We start from the raw sequence: 20169 nt of genomic DNA, 5'->3' as shown, positions 1-20169 counted from the left end.
GCGGTTCCGCCCGGTCTGTGCTACTCTTGGGCCCGGCTATTGTCGAACGACGGGCTGCCCCCCGGTCGCCGTTCCCCACTCTTACGTCTCCCCTGGAGGATCGTCATGCGAAACGTCCGCTGCATTCTTCGCCCGCTCATCCTTTCCCTGCTCCCGCTCGCCTTCCTGCCCGTCCTCCGGGCCGAGACGGCGGCCCTCGGGCCGGCCCCCTTCCTCTGGACCGTCGAGGCCGAGGGCCTCAAACCCTCCTGGGTTTTCGGGACGATCCACGTGACGGACGAGAAGGTGACCCGCCTCTGCCCCCAGGTCCAGGCGGCCCTCGACAAGGCGGACGCGGTCTACATCGAGATCCCCGCCGACGCCGACCTGCAGGCGAAAATCCTCGAGAAGAGCTTTCTGCCGGACGGGAAAACCCTCAAGGACCTGCTGCCGGCCGACCTCTACCAGAAAGTGGAGGGGATGTTCAATTCCAAGGGCGTTCCTTTCTCCGCCATGGGCCGCTTCAAGATCTGGGTGATCGCGACCCAGCTGGTGATGCTGGACCACCTCATGGATTTCGTCGCCAAGAAACCGCTGGACATGGTCCTCTTCGACCAGGCGGGCAAGGCCGGCAAGGAACGCGGCGGCATCGAGACCCTCGAGGAGCAGATCGGGATTTTCGAGTCCCTCTCCACGGAAGAGCAGATCGCCATGCTGCGAAGTTCGGCCGAGGTGACGGAAAAGTACTGGAAGGAGGGGAAATCCCCCCTGGACATCATCCTGGAAGCCTACCTCACCGGGGAGGAGGCCAAGCTCTTCGCGGTGCTCAACGAGTCCTACGACCTGAAGGACCCCCTCAACCGGAAGCTCTGGAAGCTGCTCATCGACGACCGCAACGAGCGGATGGCCGACCGGATCGCGAAGATGCTGAAGGACAAGCCGGGACAGTCGTTCTTCGTCGGGGTCGGGGGCGCGCACCTGCTCGGGGAGAAGGGCGTGGCCGAGCTGTTGCGCCGGAAAGGGTTCAAGGTGACGCGGGCGGCCGCGCCCGTTCAGCAGGAAACCGCGGCCAAACCCTGAAGGTCCGCCGCCCGCTGCCGGACGACGAGGCCCTTGCCGACAAGGGCCATCTGGCGCCGGCACGCGGTGAGCAGGTCCCGGGCTTCCGGGGGGAGCCCCTCCGGCGATTCCAGGAAAACCGTCAGGTGCTCACACCGGGTGACGGCGTGAAGGAGGACCCGGCGGAACTCCTCCAGGTCGTCCGGGATCACCGGGGCGGGGATGATCAGGGTCCCGCGGGTTGAAGTCTGTTCGAAGTCGAAGCTCAGCATCCTCCCTCCGGTCTTTGCAGCAGTTGCCCAGGTAATGCAATCGCGCTGCCACAAATCCGGGGGCCGATTCACCGGTAAACCCAGGTTTACGCGTGAGCGCCCGTTCCCGGGGCGAAGGGGGTCTCCCTTTTGTCGATCTCCGTTTTATTCACCCCTCGAGGCCGTACTTTTTCATCTTCCGCTTGAACCGGGGGTACTCGATGCCCAGCATCGCCGCCGCCTTCATCTGCCTCCCCCCGGTCTCGCGCAGGGCCTGCCGGATCGCCAGGTTCTCCAGTTCCGCGAGCCTGACCGTGGGAAGGTCCCCGGCCGCCCCCGCGGGCGCCCCGCCCGGGCGGAGGTGTTCCGGCTTCCCCCCCGCCGCCGGGGGGAGGTCGGCCTGATCGATCAGGGGGCCCCGGGCCGAAAGGACCGCGCGGCGCACCACGTTCCGGAGTTCCCGGATGTTGCCCGGCCACGTGTGGGCCGCCAGCCGGGCCATGGCCTCCGGGGTGAAGCCCGTCACCCCCAGGCCCAGCTCGTCCCCGGCCTCCGCCGCGAAGCGTTCGGCAAAGAACGGGATGTCCCCGGGCCGGTCCCGCAGGGCCGGGACGTGGATCTCGAACTCGCAGAGCCGGTAGTAGAGGTCCTCCCGCAGGCGGCCGGACGCCAGCTCGCCGCGGATGTCGCGGTTGGTGGCCGCCATGACCCGGACGTCGATCTCCACGGGCTTCTCGGCCCCCAGGGGCTGGATCCTCCGGTTCTCGACACAGGCGAGCAGCTTCCCCTGGACGGCGGGGGTCAGGTTCTCCAGCTCGTCGAGGAGCAGGGTCCCTCCCCGGGCCTGCTCGAAGAAGCCCGTGTGGTTCCGCTCCGCCCCGGTGAAAGCCCCGCGCCGGTGCCCGAAGAGTTCGCTCTCCACCAGCGTCTCGGGGATGCTCCCGAGGTCGACGCGGTGAAACGGGCCTCCCCGCCGGGGGCTGAGGTCGTGAAGGGTCCGGGCCAAGCGGGTCTTCCCGCTCCCCGTCTCCCCCGACAACACCACGGAGAAGTCGGTGGCCGCGACGCGCACCACGGCGTCGAGCATCTCGGCGGTGGCGGGAGAACTGCCGTAGGACTCCTGGAGGGAGGCCATCAGGTTCCGGTTGGCGGCCTGGAGTTCCTTCTGCCGGAGGAGCGGCCGCGCGCAGCGTTCCAGCGTCTCCTGGAACCGGCCGGAGTCCGGTGGTTTCGAGATGAAGCCGTCCACCCCGATGTCGATGGCCTCGATCAGGTAACGGGGCTCCGAGAAGGCGGTCATGATGATGATGGGCGTGTCCGGCGACTCCTTCTTCACCGCCCGAGACAGCGCCAGCCCGTCCATGCCGGGCATTCGGATGTCGGTGACCACGAGGTCCGGCCGGTGGTTTTGGAAGAGGGCGAAGGCGTCCCGACCGTTCGAGGCGGTCCAGACCGTGTCGAAGGTGAACCCCAGGAACTCGGCCGTGACGGTGCGGAGGTTCGGTTCGTCCTCAGCGTAGAGGACCGTCACGTCACGATAGGGGTTGCTCCCGGTTTTCCGGGTCATCGTATACCTCGCTTTCCCGCTGTGCGGGCAGGGTGATGGTGAAAACGGCCCCCTTTTCCCCGTTGACGGCCGTCAGGCTCCCGCCCAGGCCGATCTCCACGATGGTCCGGGCCAGGTACAGGCCGATGCCGGTCCCGCTGTGCTCGTCCTTGGTGGAAAAGTAGGGCTGGAACAGCCCCTCGAGGACCTCGGGCGTCATCCCGGTCCCCGTGTCCGTCACCGCGATGGATACCGACTCCGGGCCGCTGACGAGGGTCACGGCGATCGTTCCCTCGGCGTCGGGCCCTTCGACGACCCGCCGGAGGTTGACGGAATCCCGGGCGTTCATCAGCAGGGTGAGCAGGGCCTGCTTGAGCTCGTTGGGCTCTCCGAGGACCCGGGGGGGCCGCGTCTCGTCGACCGACACGACCACCCCGATGTGGTGCGCGCTCAGCTGGGGCTCCAGCATGGAGAGGGCATCCCGGGCGACGGCCGCGGCGTCGAAGACGCGCTTGTCCTTCGCCGGCTTGAGGAAATTCCGGAAGTCCTCGATGGTTCGCGACATGAAGTTGCACTGCGTCATGGCCTCGCTGACGGAGCGATCGACGAAGGCGTCGCTCAAGCGGCCTGTCTCGCTGGCCTTGCGGATGTTCTGCACGATCATCGCCAGGGTGGACAGGGGCTGGCGCCACTGGTGGGCAATGGCCCCGAGCATCTCCCCCATGGCGGCGAGCTTGGACTGCTTGAGCAGAATCCGTTCCTGCTGGGTCCGCCGGGAGATCTCCTCCTGGACCCGCTGCTCCAGGTACACGGTGAGTTCCTCCAGCTGGCGGGTCTTGTCGGCCAGGGCCGTTTCCGAGAGCCGGCGCTCGGTGATGTCGATCAGCGAACCGAGGACCGCCGGTTCGCCGTGGAAGACGATGCCCGCCATGTAGGCCTCGAAATAGCCCTGCCGGTCGAGGGCCCGTTTCGCCCCGAACTGGAAGTGCGCGGCGCGGAGTTCCCCGCTCGCCAGGCGGGCCAGTTTCTCCGTCAGCCGCTCCCGGTCCGCCGCATCGACGTTCTCCAGCAGGGGGTCGCGGCCCACCAGCTCCGCGCGGTCCCGGCCGATGATCTGGGCCATCTGGGTGTTCAGGTAGACGACCTTGCCCTTCTGGTGGATGAACACCCCCACCAGGGACTCCTCGGCCAGGCTGCGGAACATCGCCTCGCTTTCCCGAAGAGCGGCTTCCGCGGTCTTTCGCTCCTCCACCTCGCGCCGGAGGTCCGCCGTCCGGAGGTCCACCATGCGGGACAGGCCCCGGGCCCGCCGCCGGATGGCGAGGGTCCGCCAGCGGAATACCCCGAAGACGGCCAACGCCAGCACCACCACGGCCAGGACGATGAACCAGGGCGTCCGGTAGAAGTGGGGGGCGATGGAAACCCGCACCGAGACGCCGCCGGGGTTCCACACCCCGTCGCTGTTGCAGGCGGTCACCCGGAAGGTGTACTCCCCGGGCGGTATGCCGGTGTACTGGACGCTGCGATGAGGGTCGGGCCGCGACCAGCCGGTGTCGTACCCTTCCAGGCGATAACGGTAACGGACCTTGTCCCCCCCGACGAGGCAGACCGCGCCGAATTCGAAGGCGAGGTTGTGGGAACCGGCCCCCAGCTGGATCGGGGCGTTCGTCGGCACGGGACGGTCGTTCACCCGGACCTTCCGGATCCGGACCGCCGGGGGGTTCAGGTCGGGCTCGAAATCCCCCGGGTTGATTTCGGCGATCCCCCGGATGGTGGGGAACAGGAGCCGACCGTCAGGGAGCCGGAGGGCGGCCGGCTGGCTTCCGCCGTTGGTCTCCTCCGGGACGAGCCCCTCCTCGCGATCGATCCGGACCGCCCACAGTTCACGGCCGGGGTCGAGGGCGAACGCAAGCAGGTCCGGCTCCCGAACGGCGTAGATGCCCCGGTTGGTCCCCATCCAGAGCCACCCGCCGCCCGAGAGGAGCGAGGACACGATGTCGGTGGGGAAGCCCTCCCGGCTGGACAGGCGGACGGTCCGTCCGCCCGAGATCACGAAGAGGCCCCGGCCGTAGGTCCCCACCAGCAGGGTCCCGTCGGGGTACTCCCGGAACACGCGGACGTCGGCGCCCGCCAGGGCGGGGTGATCGCCTGCGGCCCGGATCCGGCCGTCTTTGATCCGGTAGGCCCCCCGGTCGATGGTGCCCACCCAGATCGTGCCGTCGCGTCCTTCCAGGAGGCTGATGACGGCGGTCCCCGGCAGGCCGTCGGCGGGGCCGAACGTCCGGGCGGCATCCCGGGGGTCGAAACGGGTCAGGGTCCCCGATTGGTCGCCCGCCCACACGTTCCCGGCCCGGTCCTCCATCAGGCAGCGGACCGTCAACGGGTGCCGGTCCGGCCCGCCCCGGAGCGAAATGAACCCCTCGCCCTCCTTCCGCCAGAGACCGTAGCGTTCCGTCCCCATCCACATCCGGCCCCGGCGGTCGCACAGGACGGCCCAGACGTACTGCAAGGGGATGGTACCGGGGGGGCGGGCCCCGTGCGCCCCCTCGACCGGTTCCCTTTCCCACGACGCCTGGGGGACCTCGGCCGTGATCCGGGCGAACCGCCCGTCTTGCCAGCGGACCGGGCCGCCGCCGTTGGTCCCCACGTAAACCCCGCCCTGGTGGTCGTCCGCCAGGGACAGGATGATCTCGCCGTCCCCGCCGAGCCCCGTGGCGTGCATCCGGACCAGGGGGCGCCCCACCCGCAGCAGCCCGACTCGCTCGAAACCGACCCAGAGGTTGTGGTCCGCGTCGGCCAGCAGCGAGAGGAACCGGCCGTCACCGCCGGTGGTGAGGATTTTCTCGGCCGCCCCCTCCGCCGTGACCCGGTAGAGTTCCGGGTCGCTTCCGACCCACACGACCCCGTCCGGGTCACAGGCCAGGGACCGGACGTTCTTCTTCTCGATGACGTGAACCGGCTTCTCCAGTCCTCGGGCGTCCAGCTTCCAGAGCCCGTCGGTCCAGCAGCCCAGCCACAGGTACCCCCGGGCGTCGGCCTGGACGATGCAGGCGTCGTAACCCGACAACTGGGCCGACGGCCCCCTCAGGACCCGTCCCTCCATGTCCACGGCCACGGGGTCCACCCCGTTCAGGAAGCTGACCCAGAGCCACCCGCGCGGGTCCGGGCTCAACCGGAGCACCTCCTGGCGGCCCCACGGGGCCGGGAGGGCGACAGGCCGGAAGCCGGCGGTCCCGCCCCGGGCCAGTCCGCGGTCGGTGGCGACCCAGAGGGTCCCCCGCGCGTCCTCGCAGAGGTCCCGGATACGGTTCCCGGGGAGCCCCGTCCGATGGTCGTACCGGGTCCACCGCCCCCCCCGGAGGTGCAGCAGCCCGGACGCCTCGCTCCCCGCCCAGAGATCGCCGTTGCGGCTCTCCACCACACTCAGGAGGCGGCTCGTGTTCATCCCGGGGGACGTGGTCTCGTTGAACACCTCGAACTCGCTGCCGTCGAACCGCGCCAGGCCCTCGAGGGTGGCGAGCCACAGAGACCCGTCCCGGGAGAGGCAGAGGTCGATGACGGAGTTGTTGGGCAGCCCCTGCTCGGTGGACCACAACCGGACCAGGGGGGAACCGGAGACGATGTCGATGCCGGGGATGTGTGCCGCGATGCCCCGGGGCAACACCCCCAGCGAGAACAGCATCACGAGCGTCCATCGAAAACGGCAGAGCATGCGTTGGTTCCATCCTCCTCGGAATTCCCGGGTCCTGACGACCATCATAGGAAGCTGCCGGTCAATTGGCAAGCGCTTTTTCGGCTGCCCCGCGGACTGCGGCGCGGCCCCGCGCAAACCACTCGGTTTCGGCATGCGGGAACACGGGGGTGCGAAGGGACGAAAGGACCAAAAGGACCAAAGGGACAGACGAAACCGGCGAGGCCGACGGGGCCTGCGCGGCCGACGAAGCCGAAGGGTCGAAGGGTGCGTGGGCCGACGGGGAGCTTGGGCCGATGGGGGCTTCGGCAGATGGGGTGCGTGGGCCGACGGGGGCTTGGGCCGACAGGGGCTTAGGCAGACGGGGTGCTTCGGCAGGCGGGGTGCTTCGGCAGGCGGGGTGCTTCGGCAACGGGGGCTTGGGGTGACGGGAAGCGCAAAGCCAGGCAGGTCTGCCTGCGACGCGCGGCGCCCCCCCCGCCGATGCTCCCTTTGTCCCCTGTTTGTCTCCGCCTTGTCTCCCCCGGCCGTCCCTTTGGTCCTTTTGGTCCTTCTGGTCCTTTCGTCCTTTCCGGCCACCGCCCGAGGGAGCCCCGGCGGGGGGAAAGCCGCCACCGGGCCTTCAACCCGCAGCCTTCCTCACCCAGCCCCCCGGTTTCCGCCAGGCCAGGGTAAGATAAAAAAACGCGGGGGTGGGAGCCCCCGCGTTGTCGTTGGAAAAAGTCCGGGCAGCCCTATTTTCCGGCCTGCATCCAGGTGAGGACGGGCTTGCGCGCCGCCTGGGTCTCGTCGAAACGGGTGTTGCGGACGTCCCGGGGGGCCGCGTGCAGGCCCTCGGGGTCCTCCTCCGCTTCCCGGGCGACGGCCTTCACGGCGGCGATGAAGGCGTCCAGTTCCTCCCGCGGCTCGGTCTCGGTGGGCTCCACCATGAACGCCCCGTGGACGATCAGGGGGAAGTAGACCGTGGGCGGGTGGAAACCTTTATCCAGCAGCCGCTTGGCGATGTCCATGGTGGTGACGCCCTTCGCCGACTGCTTCTGGTCGTTGAAGATCACCTCGTGGAGGGTCGGCTGGTCGTAAGGGAGGCTGAGCACGTCCCGGAGGCGGTGCCGGAGGTAGTTGGCGTTGAGCACCGCGTTCTCGGCCACGCCTCGGAGACCGTCCGAACCCAGGCGCAGGATGTAGGCCAGGGCCCGGATCAGCACGCCGTAGTTCCCGTAGAACGCGGACACCTTCCCGATGGTGTCGGGGCGCTGATAGTCGAGGAAGAGGCTTCCGTCGCCGTGAGCCGAGATCACGGGCACCGGCAGGAAGGGCACCAGCTCCCGGACCACCACCACGGGCCCGGCGCCCGGGCCGCCGCCGCCGTGGGGCGTGGAGAAGGTCTTGTGGAGGTTGATGTGCATCACGTCCACGCCCATGTCCCCCGGCCGGGCGACGCCCAGGAAGGCGTTGAAGTTGGCGCCGTCCATGTAGAGGAAGGACCCGTTGTCGTGGAGGAGCCGGGCGATCTCCCGGATGTTCTCTTCGAAAACCCCCAGGGTGTTGGGGTTGGTGACCATCAGGCAGGCGACGTCGGCGTCCAGGTGGGCCTTGAGTTCCTCGAGGTCCACGCACCCCTTGGCGTTGGACTTGAGGGTGACGGTCTCGTAGGCGCACAGCACCGCGCTGGCAGGGTTGGTGCCGTGGGCCGAGTCGGGGATCAGGACCTTCTTCCGGGGGTTGCCGCGGCGGGTCAGGGCGGCCCGGATGAGCATCATCCCCGTCAGTTCGCCGTGGGCGCCCGCGGACGGCTGCAGCGTCACGCCGTCCATGCCGGTGGCGGCCAGCAGGGCCTCCTCCAGCTCCTTCATGAGCTGCAGGCTCCCCTGGGTGTTCTCGTGAAGCTGGAGGGGGTGCGCCTCCGCCAGGCTGGCGATGCGGGCCACCTTCTCGTTCAGCTTCGGGTTGTACTTCATGGTGCAGGACCCCAGCGGGTAGAGGCCGAGGTCCACGTGGTAGTTCCAGGTGGAGAGGCGGGTGAAGTGACGGACCACGTCCACCTCGCCCAGTTCGGGGAAGTGGGGGATGTCGCCCCGGCGGAGGCCCTCCGGAACGGCGCTGGCCGGCGGAACGTCCAGGGCGGGAAGGCGGAGGCTGCTCTCGCGCGCGCCCGGCTTCTCGAACAGCAACGGTTCGTCGATGGAAATGGTTTTTCGTACGCGTTGGGTCATGGCCGCTTCCTCCCGCTACCGGCAGAATTCGGCGAGGGCCGACGCCAGCGCGTCGATCTCCTGCCGGGTGTTCATCTCGGTGACGCTCACCAGGATCTCCCGGGTCATCTCCGGGTAGAACCACTTCAGGGGCACGCCCGGGACGATCCTCCGCGTTTTGCAGTAGCGGGCGAAGGCCTGGGGGTCTCGCGGCAGCGTCAGGACGAACTCGTTGAAGAAGGGGCCGGTGAAACGTCGCTGCACGCCGGGCACGCGGGCGAGAACCTCCGACGCGTAGGCGGCCTTGGCGGCATTCTGTTCGGCCACGGCCTTCAGACCGGACCGGCCGGCATACGAGAGGTACACCGACGCCATGAGGGCGCAAAGCCCCTCGTTGGTGCAGATGTTGGAGGTGGCCTTCTCCCGCCGGATGTGCTGCTCGCGCGTGGAGAGGGTCAGCACGAAGCCGCGGCGCCCCTGGGTGTCGTTCGTCAGGCCCACCACGCGCCCCGGCATGCGCCGGACGTGGGCGTTGGTGGTGGAGAAGATCCCCAGGTAGGGCCCGCCGAACGAGAGCGGGATCCCGAAGGACTGCCCCTCGCCGGCTGCCACGTCGGCGCCGCACTCCCCCGGCGGCCGGAGGTAGGCCAGGGAGAGCGCCTCGGTGAAGGCGGCCACCAGGAGGGCCTTCTTCCCGTGCGCCGCGTCGGCGGCCGCCGGGAGGTCCTCCACCACGCCGAAGACGTTGGGCGACTGCACCACCACGGCGGCCACGTCATCCCCCAGCTTCGACTGGAGGGACGCCGCATCGAGGCGACCGTCGGGGCCCCAGGGCAGGGTCTCCAGCACGATCTCGAAGTTGCGGACGTAGGTGGACATCACCTCGCGGTAGAAGGGGTGGAGGCTGCCGGCCACCAGGACCCGCTTGCGGTTGTTGGCGCGGTTGGCCATGAGGACGGCCTCGGTTACGGCGGTGGCGCCGTCGTACATGGAGGCGTTGGTCACGTCGAGCCCGGTGAGCATCGAGACCATGCTCTGGTACTCGAAGACGGCCTGGAGCGTCCCCTGGCTGATCTCGGGCTGGTAGGGCGTGTAGGCCGTGAAGAACTCCGACCGTGAGATCAGGGCATCGATCACCGAGGGGACGAAATGCCGGTAGGCCCCCGCGCCCAGGAAGGTGGCGAACTCCAGGACGCCCGTGTTCAGGCGGCCCAGGTTCTGGAAGTGGCGGTCCACCTCGAGTTCCGATTTCCCTTCCGGCATGGGGAGCGGCCCCTCGAGCCGGACCGCCCCGGGGATGGACGCAAAGAGGGCGTTGACATCCGGCAGCCCCAGCTCCGCGAGCATGGCGGCCACCTCGCGCTGCGCATTGGGTATGTAGGCCATCAGGACTTCTCCACCTCCGCCAGGTACGTCTCGTACTCGTCGGCGGACATCAGGCCTTCCAGGTCCTTCCGGTCGGCCAGGCGAAGCTTGGCGATCCACCCTTCCCCGTGCGGGTCCTGGTTGACCAGCTCGGGCTTCTCGGTGAGGACGTCGTTCACCTGGAGCACTTCCCCGCCCACGGGCGAGTACACGTCGGACACGGCCTTCACGGACTCCACCGTGGCCAGTTTCTCGCCGACCTCCAGGGTTTTCCCGATGTCGGGCAGCTCGACGAAGACGATGTCCCCCAGCTCGTGCTGGGCGTGGTTGGTGATCCCCACCGTGGCGTCGCCGTTTTCAACCCGAACCCACTCGTGGTCCTTGGTGTAGAGAAAATCATCGGAATACATGGGGTTAACCTCCTCTAAAGTACGCCCGCCGAGCCGAGGCGGGCGGCATCTTTCCACCCGTACGCCCGCCGAGCCGAGGCGGGCGCTTTCGTTTTCAATCCGGGCGCGGCCCTCGGCTCGGGCCGCGTACTCAGTAGTTCCGTTTGTAGAACGGCGTGGGCACGACGACGGCGTCGTAGAGCCTGCCGCGGATCTCGACCTGGATGGGGGTCCCCGGCTGGGCGAGCGCCACGGGGAGGTACACCAGGCCGATGTTCTTCTCGAGATAGGGGGCGTACGACCCGCTGGTCACGTCCGACACCTTCACGCCGTCGGCGTAGACCGGGTAGTGGTCCCGGGCCGGGGCCTTGCCCGTCATCTCGAAGCCGGCGAGCTTGCGTTTGACCCCGGCGTCGGCCTGCTTCTGGAGCGCTTCCCGGCCGTTGAACTCGCCCTTCTTCAGCTTGCAGATCCAGCCGAGGTCGGCCTCGAGGACCGTGGTGGTGTCGTCGATGTCGTTGCCGTAGAGGGCCATCTTGGCCTCCAGGCGCAACGTGTTCCGGCAGGCCAGGCCGCAGGGGATGACCCCGAACGGCTTCCCGGTCTCCAGCAGCTTGCGCCAGATGCGGTCGGCGGGGCCCGGGGCGAAGTAGATCTCGAACCCGTCCTCGCCGGTGTAGCCGGTGCGGGCGATGATGGCCTCCTCGCCGTCCACCCTGCCCTCCCGGAACCAGTAGTACTTGATCGCGGAGAGGTCCACGTCCGTCAGCGGCTGGAGGGTCTCCAGCGCCTTCGGGCCCTGGATGGCGATCTGGGTGTAGGCATCGCTGCGATCCTCCACCCGGGCGTCGCCTTCCTTATGTTCCAGGATCCAGGCCACGTCCTTGCCCCGGTTGGAGGCGTTGACGCAGAGCATGAACTTGCGGTCGCTGAACCGGTGGACCAGGAGATCGTCCACGAAGGTCCCCTCCAGGGTCATGAGCCCGGAGTACTGGATCTGCCCGTCAGCCAGCTTCTCGGCGTTGTTGCAGGTGAGCTTCTGGACCAGCGCGAGGGCGTCCGGCCCCTCGATGAAGACCTCGCCCATGTGGGACACGTCGAAGAGACCGACGCGCTTGCGGACGGCCAGGTGCTCCTCCATGGTGGAGGAGAACTGCACGGGCATCTCGTACCCGGCGAAGGGAACCATCTTCCCGCCCAGGGAACGGTGCGTTTCCGTCAGGGGCGTTTTCTTGAGATTATCGATGTTCACGGGGACCTCCGGCTTGGGGATTCGAGTGTCGGGACAAGGGTGAAGCCTAGCACTCGGGGGTGTGCCTGTCAAGCGATTCGGCGGGGAAATCCGGGGGAGAAGCCGATGGGGGAGGTTGATAGGCTGTGGGCTGTAGTCCCTACGAAGTAAGATCTTTGGCAAAATGAGCAAGATTTGAGATCATCGGTGGGCTCCCACCGCTTTCAGAGCGGGGAAACCCGATGCGGGGACGGAGGAGGGAATCCCGGCAGCGTCGTCCGCATGCCACGGGGCTAAAATGCCCCACTGGTGCTGATCCGGTTCCGGAATCGACGTATCAGGTCTCTCGCAAAGACGCCAGGACGCAAAGCCTCGCAAAGGAATCCCCCTTTTCCGGTTCCGGTTTTGCGAGGCTTTGCGTCTTTGCGCCTTTGCGAGAGGTAAAGACCGCCTGTTATTTTTCTGGAGCGTCCGGATGATCCGTGTCCATCCGTGTTCATCCGTGGTTTCTTCCCGGTTTGTCCGGGTTGGGCTGCAGGTTCGGAGAGTGACCTATCGGCATCGGTATCGCTATCGGTATCGCGACGGGATCCGCGACGGTACAGGAAAAACTCCTGCCCGCCATGCGGCGTGCGACGCGCAGGCCCGGATCGCCGTTTTGACCGCGCCGCGCGGGCCGCCGGAGCGGCACGGCACTGACACGGCCTCGACGTCGAGCCTTGACAAAGGGCCCGCTTGCGGGTATGCTGGGGTCGTGTTCACGGCCACGGTTCCACCGCCCGCCGACCAGGGCGGGCACGGTTTTTCACGATGAGACCATGAGCGAAAAAGACCATCCGACCGATCCGGACGCCTCGGGCCCGGGGGGCAAACCCCGCCGGAGACCCCGTTCCGCGGCCGGGCCGGGCGAAACGCACCGCCACCCGCACACCGCCTGCCCCCTCTGCCGGGAGATCGCCGACCGATCATGGGCCCGGTGGAAGGCGGGGCAGATGCTGACCGACACCCTTCCCCGGAACCTCAAGTGCCTCCGGGTCCTGGGCGCCCCCTACTTCGACACCGACACCAGCCACCCCAACCACTGCCTGCTCGAGTGCCCCGACTGCGGGACCCTGTACGCGTGGCGTTTCGACTACGAGCACCGCGTCGACGGCTCCGAGGACGAGATCACCCTGACCCGCCTGAGCCGCCAGGAAGGCGCCCGGCGAACCGCCGTCGCCCTCAGCTACATCCGGAAGCTGGCGGCCGACTTCACCGAGAAGGCCCCCGCCCACCTCGAGGCCCTGCTCGACGCCCCCCGCCACCCGGTGAAGGTGGACCGCGCGGCCCGCTTCTTTGCGGAAAACCGGCGGAAGGGATGCGACATCACCCCGGCCATCCCGGCCCTGACCCAGGCGCTGGGGGTGATCAACCGGAACAGCGACGCCTTCGTCACCATCATGTCCACGCTCTCCGCCCTGGGCGCCCAAGACCGGCAACGGCTGGACGCGGTCCGGGAGGCCCTCGGGGCCCGGGGCCTCGACAAGGACCCCCACCTCCAGGCCATGCTGAGCGGCTGCGAGAACACCCTCCGGTCCAACTGCCCCGTCTGCCGGGCCCTCCCGGACTCCATCACCTTCCGGGCCCTCTCCGCCGAGTTCCCCGAGGCGGCCCGCCGGATCGAGGCCATCGGCCCGCACATGCGGCGCTGCCCACAGTGCTGGACCTACTTCTACATGGAGTGGGACGACGCCCCCTTCGTGGACGAGGCCAACAGCGACAAGATGCTCTTCCGGCTCCACCCGGAGCAGTCGGACATCGTGACCCCCTTCTTCGAGTCCCCTTCCCCGGAAGTCCTGGACGGCCTCGCGTTCTACCTCGAGCAGATGCAGCTCACGGGCGAGGACATCTCGGGCCGGGTCCAGGCCGTCCTGCTGGCCCTCCTGTGCACCTTCACCACCACGGTGGCCGACCTCCGGAAGCTCGCCTACCGTTCCCTGGAGCGGTTCGTCAAGGGCGGGCCCGAACGCGCCGGCCGCGTCCTCGACCTGCTCGACCGTTACGACGAGGTGACGTGGCGGGCGCGGATCGACAAGACCGCCCCGGAGATCCAGGGCCTGGTCTGGCGCTGCGAGGCGGTCCTGCAGCGTCGCACCGCCGCCGGGGGCGACAAGCGGAAATCCCGCGCGCCCCTCAAGGACAAAACCCCCGAAAAGTGCCTCTTCTGCGGGGCCCCCCTCAAGCCGGGGGACACCATCTGCCGCGCCTGCCTCCCCGAAACCCCCGACCGCTGACCCCTTCGTCTGTCCCAACCTGGACAAACCGGGGAAGGCACCACGAAATACACGGAATACACGAAGGGCTTCCGGGCCTTTGCGAGAGAGCTTCCGAAAGGCGGGGCGATCCGGTTTTCTTTGCGAGCTTTGCGCCTTTGCGAGATCAGGATCCGGGCCGGCGCTCACCCGGCGCAAAGCGTGCGAAGGGTCACCACGGGGATGTCAAGATTCATCGGGGATTACGGAAGCGGGCGGGGAGGAAACGGCGGGTTTCCGGGAAGCCGAAGACGACGGCCAGGGCGCCGAAGACAACCCCGAAAGCCGCCAGGGGGGCGAGGGACCCCGGCAGGGGGTGCCAGCCGGCGCACAGCGGCCGCAGCAGCCAGCCGGCGGCGGCCCCCGCGGCGGCGCAGGCCAGCAACTCGCCCAGGAACGCCCAGGGGACCGGCACACGGCCGATCTGTCTTCCCAGGGCGCGCTTCAAGCACAGGAACTCGACCCACCCCACGATTCCCGCCGCCGTGGTCAGGCCCGCCACGCCCCACCGGGGGTCCAGGCCCAGCCGGCCGGGCACCCAGAGGGCGAGGGGGACCCCGAGGGCGACGGACAGGCCGACGCGCAGGACCGAGAAGCGCAGCGGGGTCCGCGTGTTCTTGAAGGCGTAGAACACCGAGGCCAGGAGTCGCCCGAAGGTGGTGGCCGGGAGCCCCACGGCCGCACCTGCCAGGATGCCCCAGACGTAGACGGCGTCGGCGCGGGTGAAGCGGCCGGTCTGGTAGATGGCGCCCGAAACGAGGTCACCCAGGGCGAGCAGGGCCACCGAGGCCGGGACGATGAAGAATCCGATGCGCCGCAGGGCGGTGCCGATGCGCCGTCTCAGCGCCTCCCGGTCCAGGGAGTCCGCCCCCGCCTCCTCGGACAGGACCGGCAGTTCCGCCGCGGAGACCGACATCCCGAAGAGGCTGACGGGCAGGAGGTAGAGGGTCTGGGCGTAGGCCATGGCCGCCACCGCGCCCGTCGGGAGGAGGCTGGCGAGGAGGGAGTCCACGTAGGCGCTGATCTGGACGGCCCCCCGGCCCAGGAAGACCGGGACGAAGTTGCGGATCACCGTCCGCACGTCGGCGATCCGGGCGTTCAGCGTGACGCGGAGCCCCCTCAGGCAGCGCACCACCCCGGGGACCTGCACCAGGAACTGGAGGAGGCTCCCCGCCACCGAACCCCAGGCGACGAGAACGGCCAGCCGGTTCTGCGGGTTGCCGCCCCCCGCCACGAGCACGGCGATGATGGCCGCGTTCCAGATAACGGGGGCCGAGTAGGAGAGGAAGAATTTCCGGTGGCTGTTGAGGATCCCCAGGCACCAGGCCGACACCACGAAGAGGCCGGCCCCGGGGAAGAGGACCCGGACCAGGAGGATCGCCAGTTCCCGCTTCTCGCCGGTGAAGCCGGGCGCGATGGCATCGATGAGCCAGGGCGTCGCCAGGACCCCGACCGCCACCAGGAGCGCGGTGAGCAGCGAGAGCAGCCCGAGCACGGCCCCGGCCACCCGCTTCGCCTCTTCCCGCCTCCCCTGGCCGACGAGCCCCGCGTAGACCGGGATGAAGGACGCCGAGAGGACCCCTTCCCCGAAGAGGTTCTGCAGGAAGTTGGGGATCCGGAAGGCCGCCCGGAAGGCGTCGGCGGCATCGGAATTCCCGAAGTAGTGGGCGAAGACCCGGTCCCGGATCAACCCGGCCACCCGGCTGAGGAGAATGCCCGCGGCCACCCAGAACGCAAAACGGCCCGTCCCGCCCTGGGACGGGTTCCGCGGGGGGTCCGCCTTTTCCGGGTCCGCCGCCATCGGGGCCACCTCTCCTTGAATCTGACAATAAGCCCATAATATAGAAAGGCTTATATTGACACCGACGCCGGATTATACTATGATGGGATTTGCGTTTCCAGTTCTTTCACCCCCGAGGGCCACAATCGCTGGAAACCGTTCAACATTCGTCGTCAGGGAGGAGCATGGAATGAGACTGGGCGATATCGCCGCCGCCATCGACGGGACCCTGACCTCGGGGGCCGAGGTCGAGATTCGGGGGATGCGGAGCCTGGAGCGGGCCGGCGAGGGAGAGCTGGCGTTTTTGACGGACGACCGGCACCTGACCGAGGCCCACCGGTCCGGGGCCTCCGCCTTCATCGTCGGCCTGCGCACGGAGGAATGGGGGAAACCCCTCATCCGCTCGAAAAACCCCTACCTTGCCTTCGCCCGGTCCCTGGGCCTTTTCTACCGCCAACCGCTTCCCGAGGGGCCCTTCGTGCACCCCACCGCCGTGGTGGACGCGAGCGTGACCCTGGGGGACGGTTGCTACATCGGGGCCCACGTGGTGATCGACGCGGACGTCAGGCTGGGTTGTCGTGTCCGGGTCCTGCCCAACTCCACCGTGTACACGGGGGCGGTCCTCGGGGACGACGTCCTGGTACACTCCAACTGCGTGATCCGGGAACACTGCGTTCTCGGAAACCGCGTCGTCCTCCAGAACGGCTGCGTCATCGGGGGGGACGGTTTCGGCTTCGCCCCGGACGAGAAGGGCGTCTACCACAAGATCGTCCAGGCCGGGAAGGTCGTCCTGGGCGACGACGTGGAGGTCCAGGCCAACACCTGCGTGGACCGGGGGACCCTCGAGGACACGGTGATCGGGCCAGGCACCAAGCTGGACAACCTCATCCAGGTGGGCCACGGCTGCGAGGTCGGGCGGAACGTCGTGATGGCCTCGCAGTCCGGCCTGGCGGGGAGCACGATTCTGGGCGACCGCGTGATGGTCGGGGGGCAGTCGGGGGTGGCGGGCCACTGCCGGATCGGCAACGGCGTGATGATCTTCGCCGGGAGCGGTGTCGCCGGGGACGTGGAGGACGGGAAGAAGCTCTGGGGGTGGCTGGCCACCGATCAGAGGGTCTACCGTCGTGCCGTGCTCCTCTTCCCGAAACTCCCGGAGATCAACAACCGCCTCCGCCGCCTCGAGGCGAAACTGGATGGCCAGGAAGGTGACCATGAACAATGAGATCACGGGCAAGGACGTCCTCGAGACGCTGACCCTCGTCCACCAGGGAGGCCGGACGGGGCACCTGTCGGTTCCCGAGGGCAACGGCATGCTCTGCCTCGGCCTTCGCGAGGGGAAGTTCGTCTCCATCAGCGCCAAGTTCCTGGACGCCCTCCATCTCCCGGTCAACCCCGCCGGGGACGCCGGCAGCGCCCCGTGCGGCGACCCCCTCGCCCCGCTCTGCCCCAGCAAGTCCCTGGCCCCGATCCTCACCGACTTCCTGGGGAAGCTGGTGGGGGACCTGAGCCGGCTCGGGGTCAACCCCATGATCCGTTTCACCGAGGGCACGGTGGTCCTCCCGGCCGAGTGCTTCCCCATCCCCGTCTCCGCCATCCTTTCCCACGTGTTCGCCCGGACCATCCCCCTCGCCGAGGTGGAGCGGAAGATCGGCGACCAGAACAAGCGGGTCGGGCTGCTGCCCGACTACATGGGCCGGGCCTCGAAGATCATGCTCTCCTCCCAGCAGGCCTTCCTCCTCACCCGGCTCCAGGAGGGCCTGTCCTTCCGCGACCTCGTCCTCTCCTCCGGCCTTCCCGAGGAACAGGTGATCCGGGCCCTCCTCCTGTTCCTCTCCTTCGGGATCATCCGGGAACTGGCCCCCGCGCCCCGCGAGAAGACCGGCCCGCTCCGGGGCCCCGCCCCCGGCCCTCCCCCGTCGCCCGCGCCGGCGGCGCCTGCCCGTTCCCGGGAGACGGTCTCCACCGAGCCGCCCCGCCCGGCGCCCACGCTGTCAAGCCCGACGCCCGCCCACTCCCCGGTGGCGCCCTCCGCGGCCGCATCGACGACCGCCAAGTTCATCATCGTCCCCCCCGAACTGCTCGAGGAGATCGAGGACCTGTCCCTCTTCGCCGGCCAGTCGGATTATTATGCCCTCCTGGACGTTTCGCCCCACGCCGAGACCGGCGAGATCAAGAAACGCTTCGTGGAGCTGACCAAGAAATTCCACCCCGACGTTTTCCAGCGCTACGGCAACCCCGAACTGACGAAGAAGGTGGACACCATCTTCGCGGCCATCACCGAGGCCCACGAGACGCTGAAGGACACCTCAAAGCGCGCGTCCTACCACGAGCGCTTCCCCGAGTTCTGCAAGCCGGGCCGTGTGCGCTCGGCCGTGAAATCGCCGGCCCCGCCCGCCGCGCCCTCCGCAGCGGGCCCCGCCGCCGGGGCTTCTCCCGGGACTTCTCCCGGTTCTGCCGCCCCCCCCGGGGCCCCGCACAAGGAGAAGGCCTACGAGAGCCTCGAGCACAAGGCCCAGCAGCACTTCCTCCACGGGAAGGACGCCTTCAAGCGGAAGCAGTTCCACGAGGCCCTGGAGCATTTCCGGGAGGCGGTCCGCGTTTCGCCGGAGAAAGCGGAGATCCAGTACATGCTGGGCAAGACCCTCGCGATGAACCCCCAGAAACTCAAGGAAGCCGAGGAACGGCTCCTGAAGGCGGCCGAACTCAGCCCGAAACGCGCGGAGTTCCTCATCGAGATCGCCATGTTCTACGACAAGGTCAACCTGAAGAACCGCGCCCGGCGCTACTACGAGCTGACCCTGGAGGCCGACCCCAAGAACGCCATGGCCAAAAACGCCCTGGGTATCAAGGACAAGAAGCCCTTCGAACTCAAGAACCTGATGAAGATCGATCTGAAGAGCCTGTTCAAGAAGAAGTGAGCGGCGCGTAGAAAGCGAGCACCGAGTCGCCCTGCCGGACCTCCCGGACCCTCCCCAGGGGGCCGACCCGCTCCGGGAGCACTACCTTCTTGAAGTGGTTGGCCGCCAGCAGGCCGTCCGCCGCCAGCAGGCCGTGCGCCCCGACCAGGGCCAGCGCATGCTCGTAGATGCCGCGGAAATAGGGCGGGTCGAAGTAGACCAGGTCGAAGGGGACCTTCTCCAGCCCAAGTCGTGGAAGTTCGCGGAATAAATCCCCGGTGATCAGCCGGGCCCCTTCCGGGACCCCGCAGATTTGAAGGTTCCTGCGGATCAAGGCTTCCGCCTGCCGTCCCGAATCCAGGAATACCGCTTCCCGGGCGCCGCGGCTGAGGGCCTCGATCCCCATGGACCCGGTCCCGGCGCAGAGATCGAGAAAACGCGCCCCGGGGACCCGCTCCTGCACGATGTTGAAGTAACACTCCTTCAGGCGGGAGATGGTGGGTCGGATCTCCAGGTCGGCGGGGGCGTGGAGCCGGCGGCCCTTGAACCGGCCGCCGATCACCCTCACCGTTCGCTCCCGTCCGAGAGGTCCGTCTCGGCCGGGGTCGTCGGCTCCGTCTCCGTCGCCTCCGGAAGGCGGTCCGCGGGGAGCGGGGTGTCGGGCGGAGCGGGGTCGCTGAAGCCCTGCAGTTTTTCAAACCAGGTCTTCACGTCGGCGTACTGGGGCAGCGAACACGGCCGGTAGTCCCACTCCTGGAAGGTGAACGTGAAAAATCCGTTCCACCGCATGATCTCGGAGTAGCCGCTCCCCTTGCACCGCCAAGGGACGCTGACCTCGTTGGGCAGGGTGCGGAAGTCGAGTTCGCATTTGAACTCGAAAAGTTTCTTCAGTTTCGAGTCCAGGGCCTCGAAGTTGTGGAGCCGGGTCACGGTGAGGCGGACCGGACGGCCGGTGTCCGGCTCGACATGGAAAACACCTTCCACCAGCGGCTTTTTCTCGGCGCCGGGCAGGGGCAGAAGACGCAGCATCCGCGTTTCCCGGCCGCTCACGCTGGAGGCGCCGAGGTCCATGATCTCGTAACTGGACACCAGTTCGGGGTAGAGCGGGAAGAAAACCAGCTCCAGAAACCCGGGCGCGCCGAAGACGTTCCTGCTGCTGGGGCGGACTTCCTTGGGTTTCATGTTGCCGTCGGTGTCGTACACCAGGCGGGCGATGACCTCGCCCTTCGGGGTGGGGCTGACCAGGGCCACGGACAGGCGCCGGTAGAAGGGGACGTTCCCCGCGGCCTCGGCGCTGCGCCCCTTGAAGCGCTCCATGTAGAAGCGCTGGTAGTAGTCGGAACGGTCCCGGAACCAGCTTCCCCGGTGGAGACACTGGGACAGGTTCCGGACGAGGTCGCTCAGCGGGAGCGCCTCGGCGGCGTCCACCCAGGAAACCCCCGTCGCGACGGCGATCAGGAGGACGGCTTTTCTCAGAATTCCCTTTTGCATGTTGACC

General features: G+C 68.2%; 14 protein-coding genes. 4 read left to right on the top strand and 10 right to left on the bottom strand.

What is annotated here, in order from left to right:
• Positions 1 to 105: 105 nt before the first annotated feature.
• Complete coding sequence (locus KA419_03655) at positions 106 to 1059, top strand: TraB/GumN family protein (GenBank protein MBP7865022.1); 954 nt, start codon at positions 106 to 108, stop codon at positions 1057 to 1059.
• Here the strand turns inward: KA419_03655 and KA419_03650 are convergent.
• The 7 genes from KA419_03650 to gcvT form a co-directional block, all read right to left on the bottom strand.
• Positions 1032 to 1310, bottom strand: coding sequence for a hypothetical protein (locus tag KA419_03650; protein MBP7865021.1), 279 nt, complete (start codon positions 1308 to 1310; stop codon positions 1032 to 1034). The genes KA419_03655 and KA419_03650 overlap by 28 nt on opposite strands.
• Before the next feature lie 148 nt (positions 1311 to 1458).
• Positions 1459 to 2856, bottom strand: coding sequence for a sigma-54-dependent Fis family transcriptional regulator (locus KA419_03645; protein ID MBP7865020.1), 1398 nt, complete (start codon positions 2854 to 2856; stop codon positions 1459 to 1461).
• Entirely contained in the window at positions 2822 to 6547 is a 3726-nt protein-coding gene (locus tag KA419_03640) for a PAS domain S-box protein (GenBank protein MBP7865019.1), read from the bottom strand. The genes KA419_03645 and KA419_03640 overlap by 35 nt, the downstream gene beginning before the upstream one ends.
• A 713-nt stretch (positions 6548 to 7260) precedes the next feature.
• A complete protein-coding gene (gcvPB, locus tag KA419_03635; protein ID MBP7865018.1) occupies positions 7261 to 8739 on the bottom strand; it encodes an aminomethyl-transferring glycine dehydrogenase subunit GcvPB in 1479 nt (492 codons plus the stop codon).
• A gap of 15 nt (positions 8740 to 8754) precedes the next feature.
• On the bottom strand, positions 8755 to 10104 hold the full coding sequence (gene gcvPA, locus KA419_03630) for an aminomethyl-transferring glycine dehydrogenase subunit GcvPA (GenBank protein MBP7865017.1): 1350 nt from the start codon (positions 10102 to 10104) through the stop codon (positions 8755 to 8757).
• Complete coding sequence (gene gcvH / locus KA419_03625; protein MBP7865016.1) at positions 10104 to 10493, bottom strand: glycine cleavage system protein GcvH; 390 nt, start codon at positions 10491 to 10493, stop codon at positions 10104 to 10106. Before gcvH ends, gcvPA begins: the two co-directional genes overlap by 1 nt.
• A 130-nt stretch (positions 10494 to 10623) precedes the next feature.
• The gene (gcvT, locus tag KA419_03620; GenBank protein MBP7865015.1) at positions 10624 to 11718 is read right to left on the bottom strand and encodes a glycine cleavage system aminomethyltransferase GcvT; all 1095 of its coding nucleotides are present in this window, start codon (positions 11716 to 11718) and stop codon (positions 10624 to 10626) included.
• Between the two features lie 803 nt (positions 11719 to 12521).
• Between gcvT and KA419_03615 the strand changes: the two genes are divergently transcribed.
• A complete protein-coding gene (locus tag KA419_03615) occupies positions 12522 to 13976 on the top strand; it encodes a hypothetical protein (protein ID MBP7865014.1) in 1455 nt (484 codons plus the stop codon).
• A gap of 211 nt (positions 13977 to 14187) precedes the next feature.
• Here KA419_03615 and murJ read toward each other — a convergent pair whose 3' ends face one another.
• On the bottom strand, positions 14188 to 15795 hold the full coding sequence (gene murJ / locus KA419_03610) for a murein biosynthesis integral membrane protein MurJ (protein MBP7865013.1): 1608 nt from the start codon (positions 15793 to 15795) through the stop codon (positions 14188 to 14190).
• Between the two features lie 169 nt (positions 15796 to 15964).
• On the opposite strand from murJ, the gene lpxD reads away from it, so the two are divergent.
• Positions 15965 to 16996: a UDP-3-O-(3-hydroxymyristoyl)glucosamine N-acyltransferase gene (gene lpxD, locus KA419_03605; GenBank protein MBP7865012.1), complete on the top strand. Its 1032-nt coding sequence runs from the start codon at positions 15965 to 15967 to the stop codon at positions 16994 to 16996.
• Positions 16986 to 18692 (top strand): DnaJ domain-containing protein, encoded by a 1707-nt coding sequence (locus KA419_03600; protein MBP7865011.1) that lies wholly within the window; start codon positions 16986 to 16988, stop codon positions 18690 to 18692. Before lpxD ends, KA419_03600 begins: the two co-directional genes overlap by 11 nt.
• Here KA419_03600 and rsmD read toward each other — a convergent pair.
• Positions 18679 to 19239: a 16S rRNA (guanine(966)-N(2))-methyltransferase RsmD gene (gene rsmD, locus KA419_03595; GenBank protein MBP7865010.1), complete on the bottom strand. Its 561-nt coding sequence runs from the start codon at positions 19237 to 19239 to the stop codon at positions 18679 to 18681. The genes KA419_03600 and rsmD overlap by 14 nt on opposite strands.
• Positions 19236 to 20162, bottom strand: coding sequence for a hypothetical protein (locus KA419_03590; protein MBP7865009.1), 927 nt, complete (start codon positions 20160 to 20162; stop codon positions 19236 to 19238). The genes rsmD and KA419_03590 overlap by 4 nt, the downstream gene beginning before the upstream one ends.
• Positions 20163 to 20169 lie beyond the last annotated feature (7 nt).

The sequence above is a fragment of the Acidobacteriota bacterium genome, assembly GCA_018001935.1.
In the GTDB taxonomy this organism is placed as follows: Bacteria; Acidobacteriota; JAAYUB01; order JAAYUB01; family JAAYUB01; genus JAGNHB01.
Note: the sequence above shows the minus strand (reverse complement) of the source record. Positions and strands in the feature narration are given on the sequence as shown.